Raw genomic sequence first — 22,514 nt, 5'->3', positions numbered from 1 at the left:
GCCGACGCACAGGAAGGCATGCACGTGGACAACCGGGGACCGCAGGCAGGGCGGCCCGTCGTCATCGCCAAAGGCGTGACCAAGACGTACGGGCGCACCCGGGCGCTCGCGGGCGTGGACCTCGAGGTCCGCGCGGGCGAGGTGCTCGGGCTCGTCGGACACAACGGGGCCGGCAAGAGCACCCTCATGCGCGTGCTCGCCGGGCTGGAAGGCTGCGACGAGGGCGCGGTCCTGGTGCACGGCAAGGAGGTCTCCGGCGAGGCCGGCCCGCGCGCCGCGGACTTCCGCGCCGTGCGGATGGCCTACCAGGAGACCTCGCTCTGCCCCGATCTCACCATCGCGGAGAACATCTGGGTGTCCTCACGGCACTGCCTCCCGAGGGTGCGATGGCGGCGGGCGGCCGGCGACGCCGTACGCCGCAGGCTCGACGAGATGTTCCCCGGCCACGGAGTGTCCCCGCGCGACCGGGTCGAGGACCTGTCGATCGCCCAGCGCCAGATGGTCGAGATCACCAGGGCCAGCCTGGTCGACCGGCTCGACCTGCTGATCCTCGACGAGCCGACCGAGTCCCTCGGCCCGGACGCGGCGCGGTCGCTGTACGACTACGTGCGCCGGCTGACCGCGGACGGCACCGCCGTGCTGCTCATCTCGCACCGCATCCGGGAGGTCCTCTCGGTGGCCGACCGCGTCGCCGTGCTGCGCGACGGCGCGGTCACCGCCGAGCGGGCCTCCGCCGGGCTGGGCGAGCAGGATGTGCTCACCCTGATGGGCGCGCACGTCGCGGTCCCGTCCGACAAGGAGCGGGCCGCCGTCTCCTCCGGCGGTCCCGCCGACGGCGCGGTGGTCGCCGAGCTGCGCGGCGCCACCGCGCCCGGCCTGCGCGACGTCTCCCTGCGGGTCGGCGCGGGCGAGGTCGTGGGCCTGGCCGGGCTGGCCGGTCAGGGCCAGCAGGAGGTGCTCGAACGCCTGTGGCGTCCGGTCCGGCGCGACACCAAGGTGCGGGGCACCCGCGCGTACGTGCCCGGCGACCGGCAGCGCTCCGGCGTCCTGCCGTTGTGGAGCGTGGCGGAGAACCTCATCGTCACCGCTATGCGCGGCCTGGCAAGGCAGGGCCTGCGCAGGCCCGCCCAGGAGCGCGCGGCGGTCGGCGACTGGGTCGAACGTCTCGCGATCCGGGGCGGCGCGGACGCCGGGATCACCGAGCTCAGCGGCGGCAACCAGCAGAAGGTCATCGTCGCCCGCGCGTTCGCCTCCACGGCCGAGCTCGTGCTGCTCGACGACCCCTTCCGCGGCGTGGACGTGCACACCAAGACCGACCTGTACGGCCTCATCCGGCAGGAGGCGGCGCAGGGCCGGAGCGTCGTCTGGTACTCGAGCGAGAACGCCGAGATGGCCCACTGCGATCGCGTCTACGTGTTCCGCGCCGGCCGGGTGGTCGCCGAGCTGGTCGGTGAAGAGATCTCCGAGGAACGGATCATCGCCGTCTCCTTCGCCGAGTCGGATGGAGAGCAGAGCAATGAGTGAGCTCCTCGCGTCGGCCCTGCCGTCCCGGGCGCGGATGCGCCGCACGGCGCCGGCCGTGGTCAGCGCCGTCGCCCTGATCGCGATGATCGGCGTCTGCGCGTCGCTGCAGTCGGACGTGCTCACCGTGGGCGGCCTCACGCTGGTCCTGTCGGCGACCGTGCCCCTCGTCATCGCGGCCCAGGCCCAGATGGCGCTGATGTCCGTCGGCGACATCGACCTCGGCATCGGCAACTTCGTCGGCCTGGTCACCGTGGTCGCGGCGACCCGGCTGGTGTCCTCGCCGCTCGTCGGCGTCCTGATGCTTCTCGGGCTGGTCGCGGCCTACGCCGTGCTCGGCGCACTCATCCATCTCCGCCGGGTGCCGTCGCTGATCGCGACACTCGGCGCGTCGTTCGTCTGGCTGGGGCTGGGCCTGTTCCTCCTGCCGACGCCCGGCGGCTCGACCCCGGAGTGGCTGGCGTCGTTCGGCTCGTGGGCGCCCGCCGGGTTCCCCGCGCCGCTGCTGCCGATCCTCGTCGTCGCCGCGGTCGTATACCTCCTCACGTCGCGCAGCGCGCTCGGCGTGCGGATGCGCGGCCTCGGCAGCAATCCGGTGGCGCTCCAGCGCGCCGGCCTGCGCCCGCTCACGTCCCGTGTCATCGCCTACACGGTGGCGGGCGCGCTCGGCGTCGTGTCCGGGCTCCTCCTGGCCTCCCAGACGGGCGGCGGGGACGTGTCGTCGGCCTCCAGCTACACCCTCATGACGGTGGCCGCGGTGATCCTCGGCGGCGGCTCCTTCTTCGGCGGGAGCGCCGTCCCCTGGGGCGTGGCCATCGGCGGGGTGACGCTCGGTCTGGTCAGCGTGGTCCTCAGCCTGCTCGACGTGCAGTCGAACATGCAGTCCGCCGTGCAAGGCGTGATCGTCCTGGCCGTGCTCGCCGGCCGCGTCGTGGTCGGGAAGGTGCTGCGATGAACATCCGCGCGATCGGTTCGCGCCCGTGGATCTGGGGCTTCGCCGCGGCGGCGCTCGTCTGGCTGGTCATTCTGATCATCTCGGGCCAGGGCGGCGGCCAGACGGTGTCCCTGGCGCTCTCGCTGGCGCCGTACCTCGTCATCGTGGGGCTCGGCCAGATGCTCGTCATCACGGCCGGCCCCGGCAACATCGACGTGTCGGTGGCGCCGATCATCTCGCTCGCCGGGTTCGCCTCGGTCGGGGTGGCCGCCTCGACCGGCTCGGCGACCGTCGGCGTCCTCGCGGGCATCGGCGTCGGCGTCCTCATCGCGGTCATCAGCACCGTGGCCATCCTCGGCCTGTCCGTCCCTCCGATCATCGCCACGCTGGCCGCGGGGCTCGTCGCCTCCTCGCTCACCCTGACGATGGCCAGTGGCTTCACCGCGGTCCCCGACCCCGGCCTGCGGCAGCTCCTCAACGTGCGCCCGGCGGGTGTGCCGATCCTCGCCGTGGCCGTCGCGGTCCTGACCGGCCTGATCATCGCGCTGCTGCGCCGTACGGTCTACGGCCGGTCCCTGATCGCGGTCGGGCAGAACCGCAGGGCCGCCGAGCGGGCCGGCATCCCGGTCGCCCGCGTCATCGCGACGACGTACCTGGTGAGCGGCGCGCTCGCCGGGCTGACCGGGGCGTTGCTCGCGGCCTACATCGCGCCCTCCGCCGACCTCGGCACGCGCTACCTGCTCGACTCCGTCGCCGTCGTCGTCATCGGCGGCACGCTCATCTCCGGCGGCCGGGCCGTACCGGTGGGCGTGTGGGGAGCGGGGCTCTTCTTCATCCTGCTCGACGGCCTCGTCAACCTCGTGGGCTGGAGCACGGCCGCGCAGAACCTGCTCAAGGGCGGCCTGGTGCTCTTCGTCCTCTTCCTCGCCGGCGGGGGTGACCGTGCCGGGGGCACGGCCTCCCGATTCAGAAGACGGCCGCGAACGGCGGCCGCGACCACCACAACAACAGGAGACAACACTCATGGCTGACACCGACGGCCTCATCGACGCCCGCGACTTCGGGACGTCCGGGACCCCGGCGGGCAGCACCGCGGGCGGCTTCCACGTCAAGGGCGCCCACGCGCAGGACTGGGGCCTGCAGAACCGGCTGTCCCGCATCTTCCGGCCGGACACCGGGCGCACGGTCATGCTGGCGTTCGACCACGGCTACTTCGTCGGGCCGATGGCCGGCCTGGAGCGCCTCGACACCAACATCGCCCCGCTCGTGCCCTCCGCCGACGCGATCATGATGACGCGAGGCGCGCTGCGCACCAGCATCCCCTCCACCAGCAGCGCCGGGATCGTCCTGCGCGCCAGCGGCGGCCCGAGCATCCTGCGCGAGCTGTCGGACGAGCACCTCGCCCTCGACATCGAGGACGCCGTACGGCTCAACGCCGCGGCCCTGGCCATCCAGGTGTTCGTCGGCGGCGAGCACGAGTCGCGGTCGGTCGCCAACCTGGCCAAGCTCGTGGACGCGGGCCAGCGGCACGGCGTCGCCGTGCTCGGCGTCACCGCCGTCGGCAAGGACATGGTCCGCGACGCCCGCTACTTCCGGCTGGCCACCCGGATCAGCGCCGAGATGGGCGCGCACATCGTCAAGACGTACTACGTCGACGAGGGCTTCGAGACGGTCACCGCGAGCTGCCCGGTGCCGATCATCGTCGCCGGTGGCAAGAAGCTGCCCGAGCTGGACGCCCTGACGATGGCCTACCGCTCGATCCAGGAGGGTGCCGCCGGCGTCGACATGGGCCGGAACATCTTCCAGAGCGAGCAGCCCGCCGCCATGCTCGCCGCCGTCCGCGCGGTCGTGCACGACGGTCTCACGCCGGAGGAGGCCTACGAGCTCTTCAAGGAGCGGTCGGCCGCCGGTATCGCAGCGTCCTGACCCTTCGTGGGCGCGGGTCCCTGGCGGCATCGGCAGTGCCGCCGGCGGGGACCCGCGCCCGTCATCCCCGGGAGCCTCCCATGCCGCACCACCACGCCGGACGTGACGACGTCGTCGACCTCGCCGTCATCGGAGCCGGTATCAACGGGCTCGCCGTAGCCCGAGACGCCGCCGCCCGCGGCCTGCGCGTCGTCGTCGTCGACCGCGCCGACGTGGGCGCGGGTACGTCGAGCACGTCGAGCCGGTTGATCCATGGCGGCCTGAAGTACCTCGAACGGTACGACTTCACGCTCGTGCACGAGTCCATCCGCGAGCGGCACCTGCTGTTCCGCACCGCACCCCACCTCGTACGGGACTACCCGATGCTCATCCCCTTCTACAAGGGGAACAGCAGGCCCGGCGCGCTGATCCGGCTCGGCCTGGTGGCGTTCGACGCCATGGCGATGACCCGCGGGCGCGGGCTCAGCCGCGGCGTCTCCGTACGCAAGGTGGCCCGCCGGTGGCCCACCCTGTCGAGGAAGGGGCTGCGCGGCGCCGGGCTGTTCCACGACGCGCAGGTGCCGTGGGCCGAGCGGCTCTGCGTGGAACTGCTCCTCGACGCCCAGCGGCTGGGCGCCCGGGTGCTGACCCACACCACCGTCACCGGTCTCATCGTCGAGGGTGACCGGATCTCCGGCCTGCGGGCCGAGGACAACAGGACCGGTGAGCGCACCGAGATCCGGGCCGCCGTCACCGTGAACGCGGCCGGTCCGTGGATCGACAGGATCCTCGACGGCCAGGTGGAGAGCCGGCGCCTCAACGGGGGCACGAAGGGCAGCCACGTCATCGTCGACGCGTTCCCCGGCGCCCCAGACACCTGCATCTTCTTCGAGGCCGCCGCCGACCAGCGGCCGATCTTCGTCTTCCCGTGGCAGGGCCGGTACGTGCTCGGCAGCACCGACATCACCTTCGAGGGCGACCTGGACGAGGTCGTCGCCAGCGACGCCGAGATCGACTACCTGCTCGCCGAGACCAACCGGATCTTCCCGGACGCCGGGCTCACCCCCGCCGACGTGCTGTACAGCGTGGCCGGGGTACGGCCCCTGCCGTACACGGCCGGGGTGTCGGACAACGCCAAGATCAGCCGCGGGCACACGGTGCTCAACCACGAGCCGGCGTACTCGGGTCTGCTCACCGTCATCGGCGGCAAGCTGACCACCCACCGCGCTCTCGCCGAGGACGTCACCGACGAGGTGCTGCGCGTGCTCGGCCGCCGGCCCCGCCGCTGCGTCACCCGCGAGCGGCCGTTCCCCGGCGCGGACACCTCCGACTGGAAGGCGTTCGCCCAGGACTTCATCCGCTCGTCGCCGCTCAGCGGGAAGCAGTCGCGCAGGCTGCTCACCGTCTACGGCGTGCGCGCCCGCCGGGTTCTCGAACTCGCCGCCGCCGACCCCTCGCTGGCCGAGGTCGTCGACCAGGAGTCCGGCGCGCTCGCCGCCGAGGTCGTCATGGCCGTACGCGAGGAGGGGGCCGTGACGCTGGGTGACATCCTGTTGCGACGTATCCTGGTCGGGCTCGGCGCGGACATGGGCCTTTCGGCCGCCCCCACCTGCGCCGACGTCGCCGTACGGCACCTTGGCTGGGACGAGGCGCGGGCGCGCGCCGAAGTCGCCGGTTACGAGGCGGAGCTGCGGCGCTACCGCCCCCGGGCCCTGGCCACGTCAACATCCAGCGGAAGCGACAGGAGGATCTCGTGACGGCCCCCGCCACGTGTTACATCGGCGTCGACGTCGGCCTCACGGCGTCGAAGGCCGCCGCCTTCGACGCGGAGGGCAACGAGATCGGCGTGGTGCACGCCCGCACGCCGCGCACCGCCGTGACCGCGCACCGGCACGACGTCGACATGCTCGGGCTGGCCGACACGGTCGTGTCGCTGCTCGGTGACCTCGCGGGCAAGCTCGCCGCCGACGGGTACGTCCCGGCCGGCATCGGCGTGGCGGCCCACGGCAACGGCCTCTACCCGGTGGACGCGTCCCTGCGGCCGGTCGGCCCCGCCGTCGCGTCGTCGGACAGCCGGGCCCAGCACATCGTGGACGAGATCCCGGAGGAGGACGCGCTCCGCCTGGCGCGGGAGACCGGATCCATCCCGTGGGCGGCCCAGCCCAGCGTGCTGCTGCGCTGGCTGCGCGACGCCGAGCCGGCGGCGTACGCCGCGACCCGGTGGGCGCTGTCCTGCAAGGACTGGGTGACGTCGCAGCTCACCGGGGTCCCGAGCGCGGACTACAGCGACGCGAGCGCGTTCGGCATGGTGGCGCTCGACACCCGCGAGTACAGCGCGACCGCGCTTGAGCTGGTGGGCCTGCCCGCGAGCGACCTCGACCGGTTCCCGCCGCTGCGGGAGTCCGGCGAGATCGTCGCCGGACTGACCGCCCGCGTGGCCGAACTGACCGGGCTCCCCGAGGGGCTGCCCGTGATCGCGGGCTGCATGGACTGCGTGGCGGCGACGCTGGGCGCCGGAGGCCGCGAGCTCGGCGACGTGACGATCATCGTCGGGACCTGGGCCATCAACGGCGTGGTCGTGCCCGCGGGCACCCCGGCGCCCGAGGTCACCCTCAGCGCGCTGATGCCCGACACCGCCACGATGCTGGCCATGGAGGTCGCGCCCACCTCGGCCGCCAACCTCGAATGGCTGGCGTCCGCGTCGGTGCCGCACGGCCAGGTCGGCGGTGTCCCGGCCACCGAGCTCCTGGCGGAGGCGGCAGCGGTGCCGCCGGGCGCGGACGGCCTGCTCTTCCTGCCCTTCGTGAACGGCGCCCCCGAGCATCCCGCGGCGTCCGGGACCTTCCTCGGCATCTCGGGCATGCACCGCCGCGGCCACCTCACCCGCGCGGTCATCGAGGGCGTCGCCCAGTACCACCGGGTCCAGCTCGACCGGGTCCTGGCCAGCGGCGCCGACGTCGGCGACCGCCCGTGGCGGCTGGCAGGCGGCGGCGCCAGGTCCGAGGTCTGGGCGCAGATCTTCGCCGACGCGCTCGGCCGTCCCGTACGCCGCCAGCTCACCAGCGAGCTGGGCGCGCGCGGCGTCGCCTCGCTGCTGCCCGCCGCGCTCGGCCACGACACCGCGCCGTGGTCGGTCAACGACGAGGACGACCTGTGCGTACGCCCCGGTCCCGCCCGTGACGCGTACGTCCGGCACTCCGAGGTGTTCGACCGGTGCCTGGCCGGCATGTGGGCACCCTGGTCGGAGGTCGAGCGGTACCGCACCGCCCCCTGACCCCGGCTTTCGGGGGGCCGGCTCAGCGGGCCGAGTGGAAGCGGCGGTGCAGGTCGCGCACCCGCTCGGCGAGCTCGGGTACCGGCCCCTCCACCACGACCCCGGGGGCGACCTCCCGGATCGGGAGGGGCCGTACCGGCGCGGCGGGAGCGCCCAGCTCGGTCAGCCAGGACACGAGCTGCTCGGTCGAGCTCGCGTACACGATGCGGCCCAGGCCGACCCAGCCGTGCGCGGCCGCGCACATCGGGCAGTGCTCGCCCGAGGTGTAGACCGTCGCCGCCGCCCGCTCCTCGGGGGTCATGTTCGCGGCGGCCCAGCGCGCCAGCTCGAACTCGGGATGCCGGGTGTGGTCGCCCCCGGCCACGCGGTTGTGGTCCTCAGCCAGCGCGGTCCCGTCCGCCGAGACGAGCACGGAGCCGAACGGCTCGTCGCCGTCCTCCAGCGCCTCGGCCGCCAGCTCCACGCAGCGCCGCAGATGCCGCAGATCCGCATCGGTCAGCATAGGTCCCCCTGTAGTGAGATATTCCGCACAATGCTGGATGATGTGTCCATTATGTGGGCGAAGATGCTCTTTCTGTGATGTCTGGCCGCACGTGCGCGCACGCCTCCTCGCGAATCACGAGGTCGTGATGCGCAAAGTGCAAGGATCGGCCGCTGTTTGTCCATGGAGCGGACCCTGCCCCCGGAGTGAAGGTTGCGGCTGACCGGATCACCGTGGGCTAGGGAGGACGAAGGCGTCATGGGCGTCACACAGCAGGCGAGGCGAAGCGCCGGAGTGGCCGCCGGAGTGGCCACGATCCTCATGGCCGCGGCGTGCGGGAGCGGTGGCGGCGCCGCCACCGGCGGGGACAGACCGGCCACGTCCGCGGGTCCGGTGACCGTCGAGTGGTGGGGCTGGGCGCCCGGCTACGACAAGGCGGCCGAGGCCTGGAACGCCTCCCACCCGGACATCCAGGTGAAGTACACCCAGATCGAGCCGGGCGCCAAGGGCGGCTACCAGAAGATGCTCGGCGCGGTGAAGGCGGGGAACGCCCCGTGCCTGGCCCAGGTCGGCGGCGAGACCCTGGCCAGCTTCCTCGTCGAGGGGGCACTCGAGGACATCACCGACTACGCCAAGGAGTCGAACGCCAAGTTCCAGCAGTGGGCGGTCAACTCGGTCACCTTCGGCGGCCGGCAGGTGGCCGTGCCGGTGGACTCCGGGCCGATGGGCATGTTCTACCGCAAGGACCTCTTCGCCAAGCACAAGATCGAGGTGCCGAAGACCTGGGACGAGTTCGCCGCCGCGGCCGAGAAGCTGCACGCCGCCGACCCCAAGGTCTTTCTCACCTCGTTCAACCCGGACGACATGTACGGCTTCAGCGGCTACGCCTGGCAGGCCGGGGCGAACTGGTTCTCCACCTCCGGTGACGCGTGGAAGGTGAGTATCACCGACGAGCCCACGCTCAAGGTCGCGAACTACTGGCAGGGCCTGCTCGACAAGAAGCTCGTCGACGTCAAGGCCGCCTGGTCGGACGCCTGGTTCAAGGACTTCACCGACGGCAAGATCGCCTCGCTGGTCGGCGCGGTGTGGATGACCAAGGTGCTGGAGGACTCGATCCCGAAGACCTCGGGCACGTGGGCCGTCGCGCCGATGCCGTCCTGGGGGAGCGGCACCACCGTCACCGGCAACGTCGGCGGCTCGCCCAACGCCGTGCTGAAGGGATGCGCGAACCCCAAGGAGGCGGTCGAGTTCGCCACCTGGCTGGCCACCGACCAGGCCGCGTTCGACGACCTGGTCGTCAACGGAGGGCTCTTCCCGACCTCCGCCGACGGCACCTCCCTGCCCGCGATGAAGTCGCCGCGGCCGTTCTACGGCGACCAGCCGGTCTTCGAGGTCTTCTCCGAGGCCGCCAAGACGGTGGCGCCGTCCTTCGGCTGGGGCCCGACGACCCCGGCCGTGAACGACGCGTTCAACTCGGCGGTGGGTGAGGCGGTGGCCAAGGGGGGCAGCCTGGCCGACGCGCTGAAGACCGTCCAGGAGAAGGCCGTGGCCTCCATCAAGGACAAGGGCCTGAGCGTCACCGAGGGCTAGGTCGTTTCCCCTCCAGAAAGCGAAAACATGGCAGTCCAGCAACATGAGACGGCCCGTCGGAGTGGCAGGGCGGTGACCAACCGGGCGGCGTTGATCTTCCTCCTGCCGTTCGGGGCGCTGTTCGTCGTCTTCTTCGTGCTCCCCATCGGGTACGCGATCAACGAGAGCCTGTACAAGCTGAAGCGGTCGGGTCTCGGGTTCGGCACGCCGGAGCGGGTCTTCTCCGGCCTGGCGAACTACGCGGCGGTCTTCGGGAACGGCACTTTCCTGGCCGGGGTGCGGCGGCTGCTGCTGTTCGGGATCGTGCAGGTCCCGATCATGCTCGGCCTGGCGCTGGTGCTCGCGCTGGTCCTGGACGGCCACGCCGCCCGGTTCAAGCGCTTCTTCCGGCTCGTCTACTTCCTGCCGTACGCGGTGCCGGGCGTCATCGCGGCGATCGTGTGGTCGTTCCTCTACACGCCCGAGATCTCCCCGTTCGGGCTGGACCTGCTCGGCGGCGGCGTGGTGTTGTGGTCGATCGGGAACATCGTCACGTGGACCTGGACCGGCTTCAACATGCTGGTGATCTACGCGGCGTTGCAGGCCATCCCCAAGGAGCTCTGCGAGGCCGCGTCGATGGACGGGGCCGGTGCCTGGCGGATCGCCTGGTCGATCAAGATCCCGATGGTCCGCTCGTCGCTCATCCTGACCGGGGTCTTCTCGATCATCGGGACGCTGCAGCTCTTCAACGAGCCGACCGTGCTGAACGGCGTCACGACCGCCGTCTCGAAGAGCTACACGCCGCTGATGTGGTCGCTCCAGGTGGCCCTGGACAACAACGACTACACGCTGGGGTCGGCGATCGCCATCGTGCTCGCCCTGCTGGCGGGCGCGCTGTCCTTCCTCTTCCTGCGGCTGTCCGCCTGGCTCACCCGACGTGGAGTGATGTGACCGATGCGAACGTCCATGCGAGCCCAGGTGCTCACCACCGCGTTCCTGTTCGTGGTCGCCGTCTACATCCTGCTGCCGGTGTGGTGGCTGGTCGTGTCCGCCACCAAGTCGGGCGGCGACCTGTTCGACACGCCCGGCCTCTGGTTCGGCGACCTGAACCTGGCCGGCAACGTCGAGCGGGTGATGTCGCAGGACGGCGGCCTGTACCCCCGGTGGCTGCTGAACACCCTGATCTACTCCGGAGGGGGCGCGCTCGGCGCCACGCTGCTCGCCGCCATGGCGGGGTACGCACTGGCGAAGTACCCCTTCCGCGGTCGCGGCGCCGTGTTCGCGGTCATCATGGGGGCGGTCCTCGTCCCCGCCCCGCTGATCACGCTTCCGCTGTACCTCCTGGAGAGCCGGCTCGGGCTGCTGAACACCATGTGGGGCGTGCTGCTGCCCTGCATGGTCAGCCCGTTCGGCGTCTACCTCGCCCGCGCGTACGCCGAGGCGGCCGTTCCGGACACGCTGCTTGAGGCCGGCCGCATCGACGGGGCGGGGGAACTGCGGATCTTCTTCACCGTGGGGATCCGGCTGATGGCGCCCGCGTTGGTGACGTTGTTCCTGTTCCAGTTCGTAGCGATCTGGAACAACTTCTTCCTGCCCATGATGGTGCTCAACGACCAGGCCCTGTGGCCCATCACCCTGGGCCTGGTCAAGTGGCACGGCATCCGTACCGGCTTCCTGCGCGACGCCGTGGTCACGGGAGCCCTCATCTCGATCATCCCCGTCATCCTGGCCTTCGTGTCACTGCAGCGTTTCTGGAAGGCCGACCTCGCCGCGGGAAGCGTCAAGCTGTGATGCCCCGGCCTCACCCGAGGTCGGGCTCCGGGCGCAGCTCGATGACCGGATCCCCGGCCGCGTCCAGTTCCAGGATCACGATCTCGTTGTCCCCGGTCCGCAGCAGCGGGCCGGGGACGTAGAGCGTGCGCTGCGGCCCGACCGACCAGTAGCGGCCCAGGCAGAATCCGTTGACCCAGACGTAGCCGTGCCCCCATCCCGGCAGCGCGAGGAACGTGTCGGCGGGCTCGTCCACCGTCACCTCGCCGCGGAAGAAGGCGGGCACGGCGGCCGCCGTACCCGGCGTGAACGGGACCCCGGGCGGCAGGTCGCCGAGCGGCACGGCCTGCGCGGTCACGCCGTGGAGGTACTGCCGCTCGTGCCTGATCCCGCCGGTGACGCCCTTGCGCTCGCCCATCCTGGGGCCGTAGTTGACCCGCCCGAGCGACTCGACCAGCAACTCGACCGTGGCCGGGCCGGGCACCTCCACCGCCTGGTGCTCCGTCTCGTTCACGGAGTCGAGCACGGCGACCCGTACGCCGTCCACGTAGACATGGGCCCGGTCGCGAAGGCCGTCCACGACCAGCGGGTACGACCCGCGCGGCCCGGGGACCTCGACCCGGTAGTGGACCAGGCCGTGGTCGAGCCCGAGGTCCTCGAACGCCGGGGGAGTGGGGGAGACGACCGGCGGGCCCGCCGGCACGGGCAGAGCGGGCAGCAGCGGAGCCGACTCCGTCAGCCGAACGGTGGCGGGCGGCAGCACAGGCGGCGCGGGAGGCGGCTCCGGCGCGGGGTTGTAACGCGTCAGCACGTCGCGGAACAGCCGGAACTTCTCGGTGGGAGCGCCGTGCTCGCTGATGGGGGCGTCGTAGTCGTACGACGTGACGGTCGGCAGGTAGGCGCCGGTCTCCAGGTCGCGGTTCGCCCCGGCTCCCGTGCCGAAATTCGTTCCCCCGTGCGCCATGTAGATGTTGACCGAGGCGCCCGCCTCCAGCAACTGCTCCAGCACGGAGGCGGCCTCGGCCGCGTCGCGGGTGACGCGCGGGCGGCCCCAGTGGTCGAACCAGCCGATCCACAGCTCCATGCACGCGACCGGGTCGCCCGGCCGGTGCCGCCTCAGGACCTCGATCGCCCGCAGGGGATCGGAGCCGAAGGTGGCGGTGGCGAGCACGCCCGGCAGGGAGCCGCCGGTCAGCATGTGGTCCTCCGGCCCGTCCGCGGTGAACAGCGGGACGTCGATCCCCGACGCGCGCATGGCGTCGGCGAGGTGCCTCAGGTAGGCGGTGTCCGTGCCGTACGAGCCGTACTCGTTCTCCACCTGCACCATGAGCACGTTGCCGCCGCGGGTGATCTGGTGCGCGGCGACGCGGGGGAGTAGCCGGGCGAACCACCGGTCGACGTGGGCGAGGAACTCCGGGTCACTCGTCCTGAGCCGGCCGGTGACCCACGACGGCAGGCCGCCGTTGTCCCATTCCGCGCAGATGTACGGCCCGGGCCGCACGATCGCGTGCAGGTCCGCGCGGGCCGCGGCCTCAAGGAAGCGGTCCAACTCGTCCAGGCGCCGGTACGTTCCGGGACGCGGCTCGTGCAGGTTCCAGGGCACATAGGTCTCCACCGTGTTGAGGCCCATGGCGCGCATCATCGCCAGCCGGTGCGACCACTGGTCCGGATGCACCCGAAAATAATGCATAGCGCCAGAAAGTAGGCGAAACTCCTCGCCGTCCAGCCGAAAGCCGCCGTCCTCGATCGTGAAGTTCCTCACGGACGATCCCCCTTGATTCGTGACGGGATCGTCATCCAGCCTCATTACGATCCCCGGGCACGAGCTTGCCGAGGGCGGGGTGGGGGCGACCATGGACAATTCGCGGCGTCCTGTTGGACCCATCGCGTGGGTGGAGGGGCAGGAGCCCTGGGACCACTGGTGGCACTACCTCACCCCGAGCCCGGTCCACCGGCGGCTCGGGCTCGCCTGCCTCGCGGTCGGCACCCAGCGGGGACGGCTGCCCGCCGTCGGTCCCCGCGTGCTCGACCACCACGTCGCCGTGATCGTCCTGTCCGGGCAGGGCTGGTTCTCCTGGGGAGGCCGGCCGCCGGTCGACGTGGCCGGGCCCGTGCTGCTGTGGCTGTTCCCCGGCGTGGAGCACCACTACGGCCCGTACGAGCCGGGCTGGTCGGAGTGTTTCGCCGACTTCACCGGCCCGGCCATCGCCGCCTACGGCGAGCTCGGGTTCCTCGACCCCGAGGAGGCGGTCGTCCCGTTGTCGTCGGCGGAGCCCGCCCAGCTGGTCGTCAGGAAGATGGCCGCCGCCTGCCGCCGGGGCGGCCCCCATATGGAGGTGGAGACCTCCGCCGCCGTGCACGAGTTGCTGGTGACACTGCGGCGCAGCCGCGCCGACCACGACCCCAACGGCAACCCGCTGCTGGAGAGCCTGGCCAGGAACGCCTGCCTGCCGCTGTCCGTGCCCGAGCACGCCCGGCGGCTGTCCATGCGGGTCGCCGAACTCCGCGACGCCGTACGGCGCAGCGCCGGATGCAGCCCCAAGGACTACATCCTGACGATCCGGCTCAACCAGGCCAAGGAGCTGCTGGCCGGCACCGATCTCGGGGTGGCCGCGGTCGCCCGCCGGGTGGGGTACGACGACCCGGGATACTTCACCCGCCTGTTCACCCGGCGGGTGGGGGTCGCCCCGAGCGTGTTCAGGGAGCAGCGGTCCCGAGGCCCCGCCGGTTCCTGATGTCGGGCCACGGCCTCATTCGTGGAAAGGTGGTGGTCCGCAAATGTGTGGACACCGCTTGAGAGGACGAACGGGATGATGGCCGGAGACCGACGAAGCCTGCGGCTGCTCGTCACCGGGGGCGGAACCGGCGGGCACACCTACCCGGCGCTGACCACCATCGGGGCGGTACGGGAACGGGCGGCCGCCGCCGGTGTCGACCTCGACGTCTTGTGGGTGGGCACGGCCGACGGCCTGGAGGCCCGCGTCAGCGCCGAGAACGGCATCCCGTTCCGGGCGATCAAGGCCGGGAAGCTGCGCCGTAGGCCCAACCTTCGCGAGCTGGCCTCGAACATCGCCGACATGTTCCGGATCCCGGTCGGCCTGATCCAGGCCGCGAGCATCGCGGCCCGATACCGCCCGGACGTCGTGTTGTCCACCGGCGGGTACGTCTGCGTGCCGCTCGGGCTCGCGTCCCGGGTCTTCGGCCGCCCGCTCGTGATGCACGAGCAGATCACCGCGCTCGGCCTGGCCAACCGGATCCTGGCGCGGTTCGCCACGCGGATCGCGCTCACCCACCCGTCCTCGATCGACCATCTGCCCGGCTCGGCCCGGGACCGGGCCGTCGTCACGGGCAACCCGATCCGGCCGCACCTCGTGCACGGGGACGCCACGTCCGTGTGGGCGCACTTCGGGCTCACGCCGGGCCTGCCGCTCATCTATGTCACCGGGGGCGCGCAGGGCAGCCGCCAGATCAACACCATGATCGAGGAGATCCTGCCCTCGCTGCTCACCCGGTCGCAGGTGCTGCATCAGTGCGGCGCCGGCTGGATCGGCCAGCTCGCGCAGAGCGCCGACCGCCTTCCGGAGGAGCTGCGGCGGCGCTACCACCCGGTGCCGTACATCGGAGGCGAGCTGGCCGACGTGTTCGCCGCGGCCGACATCGTGGTCTCCCGCAGCGGCGCGGGCACGATCGCCGAGCTGACCGCCGTGGGCAAACCGTCGGTCCTCATCCCCCTCGTGCCGTCCGCCGGGGACGAGCAGCGCCAGAACGCGCGCTACCTGGCCGAGTCCGGCGCCGCCCGGGCGATCCTGGAGGACAAGCCCGGCGCGGACCGGCTCCTCGCCGAGCTGAACGCCCTGCTGGGCAACCCCGGCGACCGCGCCGCCATGGCGTGGGCGGCCAAGTCGCTCGGCCGCCTCGACGCCGCCGACGCGCTCGCCCGGGTGATCCTCGATGAGTCCGGCGTCGTGGGTTTCCTCGACGCCGGCGACGGCGGGCACCGTACGGTGTGACGGCACCCGCCGTGGAGGGTCGGCCGGCAGCGGATCAGAAGACCGGCACGCCCTCGCGGACGAGCTTCCAGTTGGCCTCGGCGAAGGTGGCGGGGTCGATCGTCCCGGAGGCGGTGGCGTACTCGATCAGTGCCTGCCGGATCTCCACCTGGGCGTTGTAGACCACCGGAGCGGTCTTGACGTGCGGGAAGCCGCCGCCGCCCGACTGCCGGTAGTTGTTGATCGCGACCACGAACCGCTGGTCGGCGGCGATCGGCTGCCCCTGGTAGGCGAGGCCGACGATGCGCTGCCCGACCGGCTTGGAGATGTCGATGTCGTACGTGACGCCCGACAGCTGGTCGTAGTTGTAGTCGGGGGTGCCGCCGGCGTTGGTGAGGGTGGCGACGTCGACCGGTGCGCCCGGAGCCACCTGGGTGAAGTACTTCGCGGAATACTCCAGGTAGTCCTTGATCTGGGTGCCGGTCAGCGTGATGCCGAGCAGCGTGTTGTCGTAGACGTACAGGCCGGCCATGTCACGGACGCTCACCGGGCCCGCGGGGAAGACGGCGGTGCGGCTGAACGGCGCGGCGATCGACAACACCGGCAGCGACGCCTCGGGCGTGCCCGCGATCGCCTTGCTCACCAGGTCGGTCTGCACCTTCTGGATGTAGTCGAGGATCGCGGTGTCCTTGTACGGCGACTCCGCCGCGGACAGCTGCTCCTTGGACTGCGCGATCACCTGGTTGACGTAGCCCACCGTCTTGTCGTGCTGTGACTTCATCAGCGCGACGATCTTGGGGTCCTCGGCCACGGTGTTCGCGTTCAGCGTGGTGGACGACTTGGTCGTGACGGACCACTGGCCGCGCTGCTTGGTCAGGGTGAAGTCGACCACCGACAGCCGCTGGCCCCACTTGCTCGGCTCGGTCAGCAGCACCTGCTCGCCGGTGACCTTGTTGGTGACGAACCGCTGCGGCACCTCGTTGTGGGCGTGGCCGAAGAGGACGGCGTCGACCCCCGGCACCTCCTCGGCGACCATGGCGGCCGCGTTCTCCACCGGGAGGTCCGTGCCGTAGGAGGACAGCCCGTTGTCACCCGCGTGCGCGGTGACGAGGACCACGTCGGCGCCCAGGCCGCGGATCACCGGCACCCACTTCTTCGCGGTGGCGACCAGATCGAGGAACTTCAGCTTGCCGTCGACGTTGTCCTTGTCCCAGATGGCGACACCCGGGTTGGTCAGCCCGAGCACGCCCACCTTGACCGGCTTGTCGCCCTTGACCTTCATCGTCTTGATGACGAACGGCTCGTAGGCGGGACGGCCGGTCGTGGCGGACACCGCGTTGGCGCCCAGCACCGGGGCGTCCATCTGCTTGATCCACCTGGCCAGCAGCGGCAGGCCGTAGTTGAACTCGTGGTTGCCCAGCGTCACCGCGTCGTACCCGATGGCGTTCATGGCCTTGGCCATCGGGTGGAGCTCGCGGGACTCGGTGATCGGCTCGACCTTGGCGTAGTAGTAGTCGAGCGGCGTGCCCTGGATGGTGTCACCCGAGTCGAAGAGCAGCGTGTGGTCCGCTCCCCGGTCCGCCCGGATCTGCTTGACCAGCGTGGACACCTTCGCCAGGCCGACGTCGTTGTGCGCGCTGTCGTCGTACTCGGTGTTCTTGAAGTAGTCCCAATTGAGTGCGTTGCCGTGGATGTCGGAGCTGGCCATCACGGTGATCTTCACCGTGTGGTCGGGGCTCGCGGCGGCGAGTGCCGCGGGGGTGACGAGGCCGAGGGCCACCATGGCGGTGGCGCCGGTCGTGAGCGCCCGCCGGACGTTTGATGACATGCCAGGGAGAGTAGTTACGGGATATTACTCAGTGGTCACAGCTTCCTTAATGGGACATAGTGACCGGATGTGATCTCCGAAACGCCACCGCCGGTCGCCGAGCTGGCCCGCAGCCTCGGCCTGACGGCTGGCACTACGTCCTGATGGAGCGGTTGACCGGCGTCAGCCTCGCCGCCGCCTGGCCGGACATCGAGCCGCTCGACCGGCGGCGGCTCGCCTCCGTCCTGGGGGAGACGCTGGCCGTCCTGCACGCGACCTCCGCGCCCGAGCTCGACGTACTCGGCCCGGACGACTGGGACGGGTTCATCGCCGGGCAGCGCGCGAACTGCGTCGCCCACCACCGCGCCGACGGCCTCGACGAGGCATGGTCGGCGCGGATCCCGGAGTTCCTCGACCGGGTCACCCTCCCGCCCGCGGCGCCGGTGCCGCTGCACACGGAGATCATGCGCGAGCACCGCGCCCACGCTCGACGCGCTGGCCCGGAGCTGGTGGGCCACCCGCTGAGCCGGTCCGCCGTCACCAGCGCATGTGGACCTGTTCCGCCCAGCCGAGCAGGCCGTCCACCTGGATCGGTGTGCCGCCGTCCGGCCGGACCACCCCGCTGTAGTGGCCGAAGCACTGGTGGCCCTCGGTGGAGATCAGCCCGGCGTTGGTCCGGTCGGCCCGCTCATGGAACGGTGTGAACGTCAGGTCCACCTGGTCGGAGCCGGGCGTCCGCAGCGTCCACGGGGCGAGGTAGTCCGAGGTGGAGTACGTCCACTCCAGCTCCTCACCGATCTTGGTGAGCCTGCCGTCCACGCACAGGGCGTTCTCGGTCATGCCGGTGCCCGCCGTCCACTTGCCGCCGAACTGGAGGCCCACCACGTGCCCGTCGGTCTCCCCGGAGGCCGTGCCCCAGTTCCACAACGTGTCATACGGCCAGCGGCCCCTGCCGTGGTCGAGCACGCCCCACCCGGCGAAGTCGATCGCCGTTCCGCCGATGCGTACGGTGCCCTCCGCGCGCCGGGCGGTGTGCTTGGACGTGTACTGGAACCGGCGCTCGCTCCACGGGATGACCACGCTGAGCGTCTCGTGCCCGGGAGGCAGGGCGACCAGCAGGTCGGCCTCCAGTGGCCCGTCCGGCGTGACGCAGCGGGCGCGCAGGCGGGTGCCGCCCTCCTCGTGGACGATCTCGGCGGTCACGGCGCCGCGTACGGCCACGTCCCCGTCGAGCAGGCTCGCCGGCAGCCGTACCCCCCGAGCGAAGGGGATCATGCTGGTCTTGCTGAACTCGCGCCCGCCGTACTCCAGGAAGTAGACGCTGTTCAGCCCCATGTAGTCAATGTCGCTGACGGTGATGGCGATCAGGTGCGTCGGCGTCGCGACGCACCAGTACTCCCACCGTTTGGTCCGGCCCCAGCCACGCAGGTTGCAGCGGTGCAGCGGCGTTCGCGACCAGCCGACGGCGGCGGGGTTGAGCCGCCCGTCGGGGGTACAGAGATCGATCGGTGCGGTGATCTCCGGCTCGTGGGTGGACGTCTCATGAGGGGACATGGGCCGCAGCCTAGCCAGATCAGTTGTTCCAGAGGAAGATTCGGTCCGCCGACGGCCTGGTGACGGCATGTAATTCACCGTCTGGGACCAATGACACACCAACAGGTCACCCGAAACTGGTTGTCCGGATTGATACGGTTGAACCGCGGACAGGCACGGAATTAAGGAGACCGGTGGAGGTCGAACAGACAGCGCTGCCCGGCATAGGGCTGCGTCACGAGTTCGTCACGCAGGCAGGAAGGCGCATCGGTGTCGTGTCACACCGTACGGGGCGCCGGGACCTGATCGTGTACGACCGCCTCGATCCCGATCGGGCGTGCGAGGCAATCAAGCTGAACGACGAGGAGTCGGACGCCCTGGCCGAGTTGCTGGGCGCGCCGCGGATCGTGCAGCGCCTCAACGCCCTTCATCGAGAGGTCGAGGGGCTCGTCAGTGAACAGTTGCCGATCGCGCCGGGCACGCCGTACGCGGGCCGGCCGATGGGAGACGCGCGGGTTCGCACCCGCACCGGGACGTCGATCGTCGCGGTGGTGCGCGCCGGGCAGGTGATCGCGAGCCCGGGCCCGGAATTCGTGCTCGCCGCGGGGGATGTGGTGGTCGTGGTAGGAAGCTCAGAGGGCACCGAGGCCGTCGCCGAGATCATGGCGAACGGGTAGGGCAGCGGGTGCACACAGCAATACTCTTCGTCGAACTCGGTGGTGTCATCCTCGCGCTGGGCGTGCTCGGAGCGTTCGCCCTGCGCGTCGGTATCTCTCCCATTCCCCTCTATCTGATCGCCGGTCTCGCCTTCGGCACCGGCGGCATCCTCCCCCTGGCGACCAGCGAGGACTTCATCTCGGTCGGCGCCGAACTGGGCGTCATCCTCCTGTTGCTCACCCTCGGGCTGGAGTACAACGCGGACGAACTGGTCACCAGCCTGCGCGGTAACTTCCGCGGCGGACTGGTCGACCTCGTCCTGAACGCCGCCCCCGGCGCGGTGGCGGCCCTCCTGCTCGGCTGGGGACCCGTCGCGGCGATCGCGATGGCCGGCGTCACCTACGCCACGTCCTCCGGAATCACGGCCAAGGTGCTGTCCGACCTGGGCTGGATCGGTAACCGGGAAACCCCGGTGGTGCTGTCGCTGCTGGTCTTCGAAGACCTCACGATGGCGGTGTACCTGCCGATCCTCACCGCCGTGCTCGCCGGGGTGAGCTTCTTCGGCGGTGCCGTCACCGTCGCCATCGCGCTCGCCACGGTCAGCGTCGTCCTGCTGGTCGCCCTGCGGTACGGACGCGTCATCGAGGCGTTCGTGTCCAGCCCCAACTCCGAGGTCCTGCTTCTGAAGGTGGTCGGCCTGGCCCTGCTGGTCGCCGGCCTCGCCCAGAAGCTGCAGGTCTCGGCCGCGGTCGGCGCCTTCCTGGTCGGCATCGCGCTGTCCGGCGAACTCGCCGAGGATGCCCGAGCGTTGCTCTCCCCGATCCGTGACCTGTTCGCGGCGGTGTTCTTCGTCTTCTTCGGCCTGCAGACCGACCCGGCCGCGATCTGGCCGGTCGCCGGTCTGGCCGCGCTGCTCGCCCTGGTCAGCATGATCACCAAGCTGGCCACCGGCGCGTACGCGGCTCGCAGAGCGGGGATCGCCCGAGAGGGCCGGGTACGAGCGGGCATCGCGCTCATCCCGCGTGGTGAGTTCAACATCGTGATCGCCGGCCTCGCGGTCGCCGCCGGGGCCCATCCGGACCTCGGACCACTGGCAGCCGCGTACGTCCTGATCCTGGCGGCGTTCGGTCCCCTGGCAGCCCGCCTGGTCCAGCCGCTCATCGCCGCGGTCGCACGCCGCGCCTGACCCGGAGGGCCGTCCATGGGAGTCGAGCTCGTCTACGAGACGCACTCGATCACCACGGACAACGAGACAGGCGTCGCGACCGGCTGGCTCCCCGGCGAAACTGTCGCAGCAAGGCCGGGCTCTCGCCGCGGAGCTCGGCCTGCGCCGCCGCGACGACGGCTTGGCCGTGGTCTTCACGTCCGACCTGCGGCGCGCCGTCGAGACCGCCGAGATCGCGTTCCGGGACGGTGGCATCCCCATCGTCCCGGACCCGCGGCTCCGCGAGTGCGACTACGGCGTGCTCAACGGGGGACCGGTCGCCGAAGTCGCCGCGCGGAGGTCACAACACCTCCGCACCCCCTGGCCCGGCGGGCAGAGCTACCAGGACGTCGTGGAGCGGACCAGGGAGTTCCTCCGCGACCTCGTCGTCCGCTGGGACGGCACGCGGGTCCTGCTCGTCGCGCACTCCGCCAACCGGTGGTCGCTGGAGCACCTTCTGAATGGAGTTCCGCTGGAGGAACTCGTCGACGCGCCGTTCGAGTGGCGGCCCGGCTGGACCTTCCACGTCCCCACCTCGTTCCGGTGACCGGGAGCCGGAGACGTGGATCATGTCGGCCGGATGCCCGCCTCCCGCCAGCGGGGCACCGCTCCGCTAGCCGCCTTCCGGCTGAGTGGCGCCGCGCCCGGCCGCTCCCCTGCGATCGTCGGGGACGTGGGGCGCCGGTCCCTCGGTATCGATTCCGGCCGGAGCGTCGGCCCCGCCGGCGTCTTCCCGGTCGTCGGGCAGATGAGCCGGAGGCTGGCCCGAGGTGTTCTCCGGGTCGGTCTCAGTCATGGAACACTCCTGCCTTCGGGGATCATCTCCTTTCGGCGCGTACGCGGCATGGCCCGGCGCCCGAAGGGACGATCCATGCATAAAGGGACCAACTATCCGCAGGGGTGACGAGTCACAGCCCGCGGAGGTAAAAGTCTCCGAAAAGTGAAAACCCGTCCAGCTGGGTCCATGGCTCTCGGGCCGTGAGCCGTCGTCAGGTGGCAGTTGACCGCTGGTTCTCGCACGGGCGATGGCGTCCCGGCTCTCCCCGGCATGGCAGCGCTGCGCTTCTACGGGCTGCGCTTCTACGCGTTGCGCATTTAGAAGGGTGGGACGTCGTCGGCCGGGTCCGGTGGCGGACCGGCCGCAGCGGCAGGTCCTTTTCGTTCTGCCGGGAGCGGTTCAGGATCGGGTTCTTCCCACCAGGCGGGTTCGTTGTTCCAGGTCGGCAGGTACGGGAGTTCGTTGTTGATCGGGTCGGTGATGCTGCCCGCGCCGTACCCGCTGACCGCAAGCCCGTGTCCGCCGCTCCCGCCTCCGAACCCGCTCACGATCTCCCTGCGGCCTCCGCCGCCGACGTGGCCGCCGCCCACCTCGCTGCCGCCTCCCCTGCCGACCTGGCCGCCGCTCCCGTGGCCGCCGTCTCCGCCGCCGATCTCCCTGCCGACCTGGCGGCCGCCTTCACTGTCCCCGTCATGGCCAACGGTTGAGAGGCATGGCGTGCCGACCACCTGTCCCCCCACACTGCTGCCGCTCGTCGTGGACACAGCCGCCTGTGACCCACCCGCCGTGGGCCCATCTGCCTCGGGTCCTCTTGTCTCGGGCTCGCTCACTGTGAACGAGCCGGGCTCGGCCCCGCTCGCTGTGAAGGAACCGGGCTTGGGCCTACTCGCTGGGGACGCGCTTGCCTCGGGTGCTCTTGTCTCGGGACCGTCCGTCTCGGGACCGTCCGTCTCGGGACCGTCCGTCTCGGGACCGTCCGTCTCGGGACCGTCCGTCTCGGGACCGTCCGCCTCGGAACCGCATGCCTCGGAACCGCATGTCTCGGCCCCGCTTGCCGTGGCACGCACCTCGCAACCGCTCGCCTCGGGCCCG

The 22,514-nt window shown here is 71.2% G+C and carries 20 protein-coding genes and 1 pseudogene; 16 read left to right on the top strand and 5 right to left on the bottom strand.

Going from position 1 to position 22,514, the window contains the following annotated elements:
- Positions 1-18 precede the first annotated feature (18 nt).
- From IMZ11_RS03160 to IMZ11_RS03135, 6 genes are all read left to right on the top strand, one after another.
- Positions 19-1,524: a sugar ABC transporter ATP-binding protein gene (locus IMZ11_RS03160; RefSeq protein ID WP_255705947.1), complete on the top strand. Its 1,506-nt coding sequence runs from the start codon at positions 19-21 to the stop codon at positions 1,522-1,524.
- Positions 1,517-2,476: an ABC transporter permease gene (locus tag IMZ11_RS03155; RefSeq protein WP_228637392.1), complete on the top strand. Its 960-nt coding sequence runs from the start codon at positions 1,517-1,519 to the stop codon at positions 2,474-2,476. The genes IMZ11_RS03160 and IMZ11_RS03155 overlap by 8 nt, the downstream gene beginning before the upstream one ends.
- On the top strand, positions 2,473-3,486 hold the full coding sequence (locus IMZ11_RS03150; RefSeq protein WP_228637391.1) for an ABC transporter permease: 1,014 nt from the start codon (positions 2,473-2,475) through the stop codon (positions 3,484-3,486). Before IMZ11_RS03155 ends, IMZ11_RS03150 begins: the two co-directional genes overlap by 4 nt.
- Positions 3,479-4,381, top strand: coding sequence for a 3-hydroxy-5-phosphonooxypentane-2,4-dione thiolase (lsrF, locus tag IMZ11_RS03145; RefSeq protein WP_228637390.1), 903 nt, complete (start codon positions 3,479-3,481; stop codon positions 4,379-4,381). Before IMZ11_RS03150 ends, lsrF begins: the two co-directional genes overlap by 8 nt.
- 80 nt (positions 4,382-4,461) lie before the next feature.
- Positions 4,462-6,117 carry a glycerol-3-phosphate dehydrogenase/oxidase gene (locus IMZ11_RS03140; protein WP_228637389.1) on the top strand — a complete coding sequence of 552 codons (1,656 nt, stop codon included), beginning with the start codon at positions 4,462-4,464 and terminating at the stop codon, positions 6,115-6,117.
- Positions 6,114-7,634: an FGGY-family carbohydrate kinase gene (locus IMZ11_RS03135; RefSeq protein ID WP_228637388.1), complete on the top strand. Its 1,521-nt coding sequence runs from the start codon at positions 6,114-6,116 to the stop codon at positions 7,632-7,634. Before IMZ11_RS03140 ends, IMZ11_RS03135 begins: the two co-directional genes overlap by 4 nt.
- A 22-nt stretch (positions 7,635-7,656) precedes the next feature.
- Here IMZ11_RS03135 and IMZ11_RS03130 read toward each other — a convergent pair whose 3' ends face one another.
- Positions 7,657-8,136, bottom strand: coding sequence for a nucleoside deaminase (locus tag IMZ11_RS03130; RefSeq protein WP_228637387.1), 480 nt, complete (start codon positions 8,134-8,136; stop codon positions 7,657-7,659).
- Between the two features lie 237 nt (positions 8,137-8,373).
- On the opposite strand from IMZ11_RS03130, the gene IMZ11_RS03125 reads away from it, so the two are divergent.
- From IMZ11_RS03125 to IMZ11_RS03115, 3 genes are all read left to right on the top strand, one after another.
- Positions 8,374-9,705, top strand: coding sequence for a sugar ABC transporter substrate-binding protein (locus tag IMZ11_RS03125; protein ID WP_228637386.1), 1,332 nt, complete (start codon positions 8,374-8,376; stop codon positions 9,703-9,705).
- Positions 9,706-9,777: 72 nt separating this feature from the next.
- A complete protein-coding gene (locus IMZ11_RS03120) occupies positions 9,778-10,635 on the top strand; it encodes a carbohydrate ABC transporter permease (protein WP_228637385.1) in 858 nt (285 codons plus the stop codon).
- Between the two features lie 3 nt (positions 10,636-10,638).
- A complete protein-coding gene (locus IMZ11_RS03115; protein ID WP_228637384.1) occupies positions 10,639-11,475 on the top strand; it encodes a carbohydrate ABC transporter permease in 837 nt (278 codons plus the stop codon).
- Between the two features lie 10 nt (positions 11,476-11,485).
- Here the strand turns inward: IMZ11_RS03115 and IMZ11_RS03110 are convergent, their stop codons facing one another.
- Positions 11,486-13,261 carry a beta-galactosidase family protein gene (locus IMZ11_RS03110; protein WP_228637383.1) on the bottom strand — a complete coding sequence of 592 codons (1,776 nt, stop codon included), beginning with the start codon at positions 13,259-13,261 and terminating at the stop codon, positions 11,486-11,488.
- Between the two features lie 46 nt (positions 13,262-13,307).
- Here IMZ11_RS03110 and IMZ11_RS03105 point away from each other — a divergent pair, with 46 nt between their 5' ends.
- Together IMZ11_RS03105 and IMZ11_RS03100 are read left to right on the top strand one after the other, a co-directional pair.
- Positions 13,308-14,189, top strand: coding sequence for an AraC family transcriptional regulator (locus tag IMZ11_RS03105; RefSeq protein ID WP_228637382.1), 882 nt, complete (start codon positions 13,308-13,310; stop codon positions 14,187-14,189).
- Between the two features lie 75 nt (positions 14,190-14,264).
- The gene (locus IMZ11_RS03100; RefSeq protein ID WP_228637381.1) at positions 14,265-15,464 is read left to right on the top strand and encodes a glycosyltransferase; all 1,200 of its coding nucleotides are present in this window, start codon (positions 14,265-14,267) and stop codon (positions 15,462-15,464) included.
- A gap of 34 nt (positions 15,465-15,498) precedes the next feature.
- Here the strand turns inward: IMZ11_RS03100 and IMZ11_RS03095 are convergent, their stop codons facing one another.
- On the bottom strand, positions 15,499-17,271 hold the full coding sequence (locus IMZ11_RS03095) for a bifunctional UDP-sugar hydrolase/5'-nucleotidase (protein WP_228637380.1): 1,773 nt from the start codon (positions 17,269-17,271) through the stop codon (positions 15,499-15,501).
- Positions 17,272-17,414: 143 nt separating this feature from the next.
- On the opposite strand from IMZ11_RS03095, the pseudogene IMZ11_RS46615 reads away from it, so the two are divergent.
- Positions 17,415-17,663, top strand: a pseudogene (locus IMZ11_RS46615) (aminoglycoside phosphotransferase family protein); the annotation flags it as partial.
- Between the two features lie 124 nt (positions 17,664-17,787).
- Here the strand turns inward: IMZ11_RS46615 and IMZ11_RS03085 are convergent.
- Positions 17,788-18,804 (bottom strand): DUF2804 domain-containing protein, encoded by a 1,017-nt coding sequence (locus IMZ11_RS03085; RefSeq protein ID WP_228637378.1) that lies wholly within the window; start codon positions 18,802-18,804, stop codon positions 17,788-17,790.
- Positions 18,805-18,977: 173 nt separating this feature from the next.
- Here IMZ11_RS03085 and IMZ11_RS03080 point away from each other — a divergent pair, with 173 nt between their 5' ends.
- From IMZ11_RS03080 to IMZ11_RS03070, 3 genes are all read left to right on the top strand, one after another.
- Entirely contained in the window at positions 18,978-19,460 is a 483-nt protein-coding gene (locus IMZ11_RS03080) for a cation:proton antiporter regulatory subunit (RefSeq protein WP_061253630.1), read from the top strand.
- An 8-nt stretch (positions 19,461-19,468) separates the two neighbouring features.
- A complete protein-coding gene (locus IMZ11_RS03075) occupies positions 19,469-20,626 on the top strand; it encodes a cation:proton antiporter (RefSeq protein WP_061253631.1) in 1,158 nt (385 codons plus the stop codon).
- A 100-nt stretch (positions 20,627-20,726) separates the two neighbouring features.
- On the top strand, positions 20,727-21,191 hold the full coding sequence (locus IMZ11_RS03070) for a histidine phosphatase family protein (RefSeq protein WP_228637523.1): 465 nt from the start codon (positions 20,727-20,729) through the stop codon (positions 21,189-21,191).
- 66 nt (positions 21,192-21,257) lie between these two features.
- Here IMZ11_RS03070 and IMZ11_RS03065 read toward each other — a convergent pair whose 3' ends face one another.
- Positions 21,258-21,440, bottom strand: coding sequence for a hypothetical protein (locus IMZ11_RS03065; protein ID WP_228637377.1), 183 nt, complete (start codon positions 21,438-21,440; stop codon positions 21,258-21,260).
- Between the two features lie 497 nt (positions 21,441-21,937).
- Between IMZ11_RS03065 and IMZ11_RS03060 the strand changes: the two genes are divergently transcribed.
- Entirely contained in the window at positions 21,938-22,129 is a 192-nt protein-coding gene (locus tag IMZ11_RS03060) for a hypothetical protein (protein WP_228637376.1), read from the top strand.
- Positions 22,130-22,514 lie beyond the last annotated feature (385 nt).

It is taken from the genome of Microtetraspora sp. AC03309 (assembly GCF_020826795.1).
Classification (GTDB): Bacteria; Actinomycetota; Actinomycetes; order Streptosporangiales; family Streptosporangiaceae; genus Microtetraspora; species Microtetraspora glauca.
The sequence above is the reverse complement of the archived record's forward strand: the minus strand, read 5'-3'. Positions and strand labels throughout refer to the sequence as shown.

Coding starts and splice junctions, on each gene's coding strand:
- IMZ11_RS03160 (WP_255705947.1), top strand. CDS start 19: ATGCACGTGGACAACCGGGGACCGCAGGCAGGGCGGCCCGTCGTCATC.
- IMZ11_RS03155 (WP_228637392.1), top strand. CDS start 1,517: ATGAGTGAGCTCCTCGCGTCGGCCCTGCCGTCCCGGGCGCGGATGCGC.
- IMZ11_RS03150 (WP_228637391.1), top strand. CDS start 2,473: ATGAACATCCGCGCGATCGGTTCGCGCCCGTGGATCTGGGGCTTCGCC.
- lsrF (WP_228637390.1), top strand. CDS start 3,479: ATGGCTGACACCGACGGCCTCATCGACGCCCGCGACTTCGGGACGTCC.
- IMZ11_RS03140 (WP_228637389.1), top strand. CDS start 4,462: ATGCCGCACCACCACGCCGGACGTGACGACGTCGTCGACCTCGCCGTC.
- IMZ11_RS03130 (WP_228637387.1), bottom strand. CDS start 8,136: ATGCTGACCGATGCGGATCTGCGGCATCTGCGGCGCTGCGTGGAGCTG.
- IMZ11_RS03125 (WP_228637386.1), top strand. CDS start 8,374: ATGGGCGTCACACAGCAGGCGAGGCGAAGCGCCGGAGTGGCCGCCGGA.
- IMZ11_RS03115 (WP_228637384.1), top strand. CDS start 10,639: ATGCGAACGTCCATGCGAGCCCAGGTGCTCACCACCGCGTTCCTGTTC.
- IMZ11_RS03110 (WP_228637383.1), bottom strand. CDS start 13,261: ATGAGGCTGGATGACGATCCCGTCACGAATCAAGGGGGATCGTCCGTG.
- IMZ11_RS03105 (WP_228637382.1), top strand. CDS start 13,308: ATGGACAATTCGCGGCGTCCTGTTGGACCCATCGCGTGGGTGGAGGGG.
- IMZ11_RS03100 (WP_228637381.1), top strand. CDS start 14,265: ATGATGGCCGGAGACCGACGAAGCCTGCGGCTGCTCGTCACCGGGGGC.
- IMZ11_RS03095 (WP_228637380.1), bottom strand. CDS start 17,271: ATGTCATCAAACGTCCGGCGGGCGCTCACGACCGGCGCCACCGCCATG.
- IMZ11_RS03085 (WP_228637378.1), bottom strand. CDS start 18,804: ATGTCCCCTCATGAGACGTCCACCCACGAGCCGGAGATCACCGCACCG.
- IMZ11_RS03065 (WP_228637377.1), bottom strand. CDS start 21,440: ATGACTGAGACCGACCCGGAGAACACCTCGGGCCAGCCTCCGGCTCAT.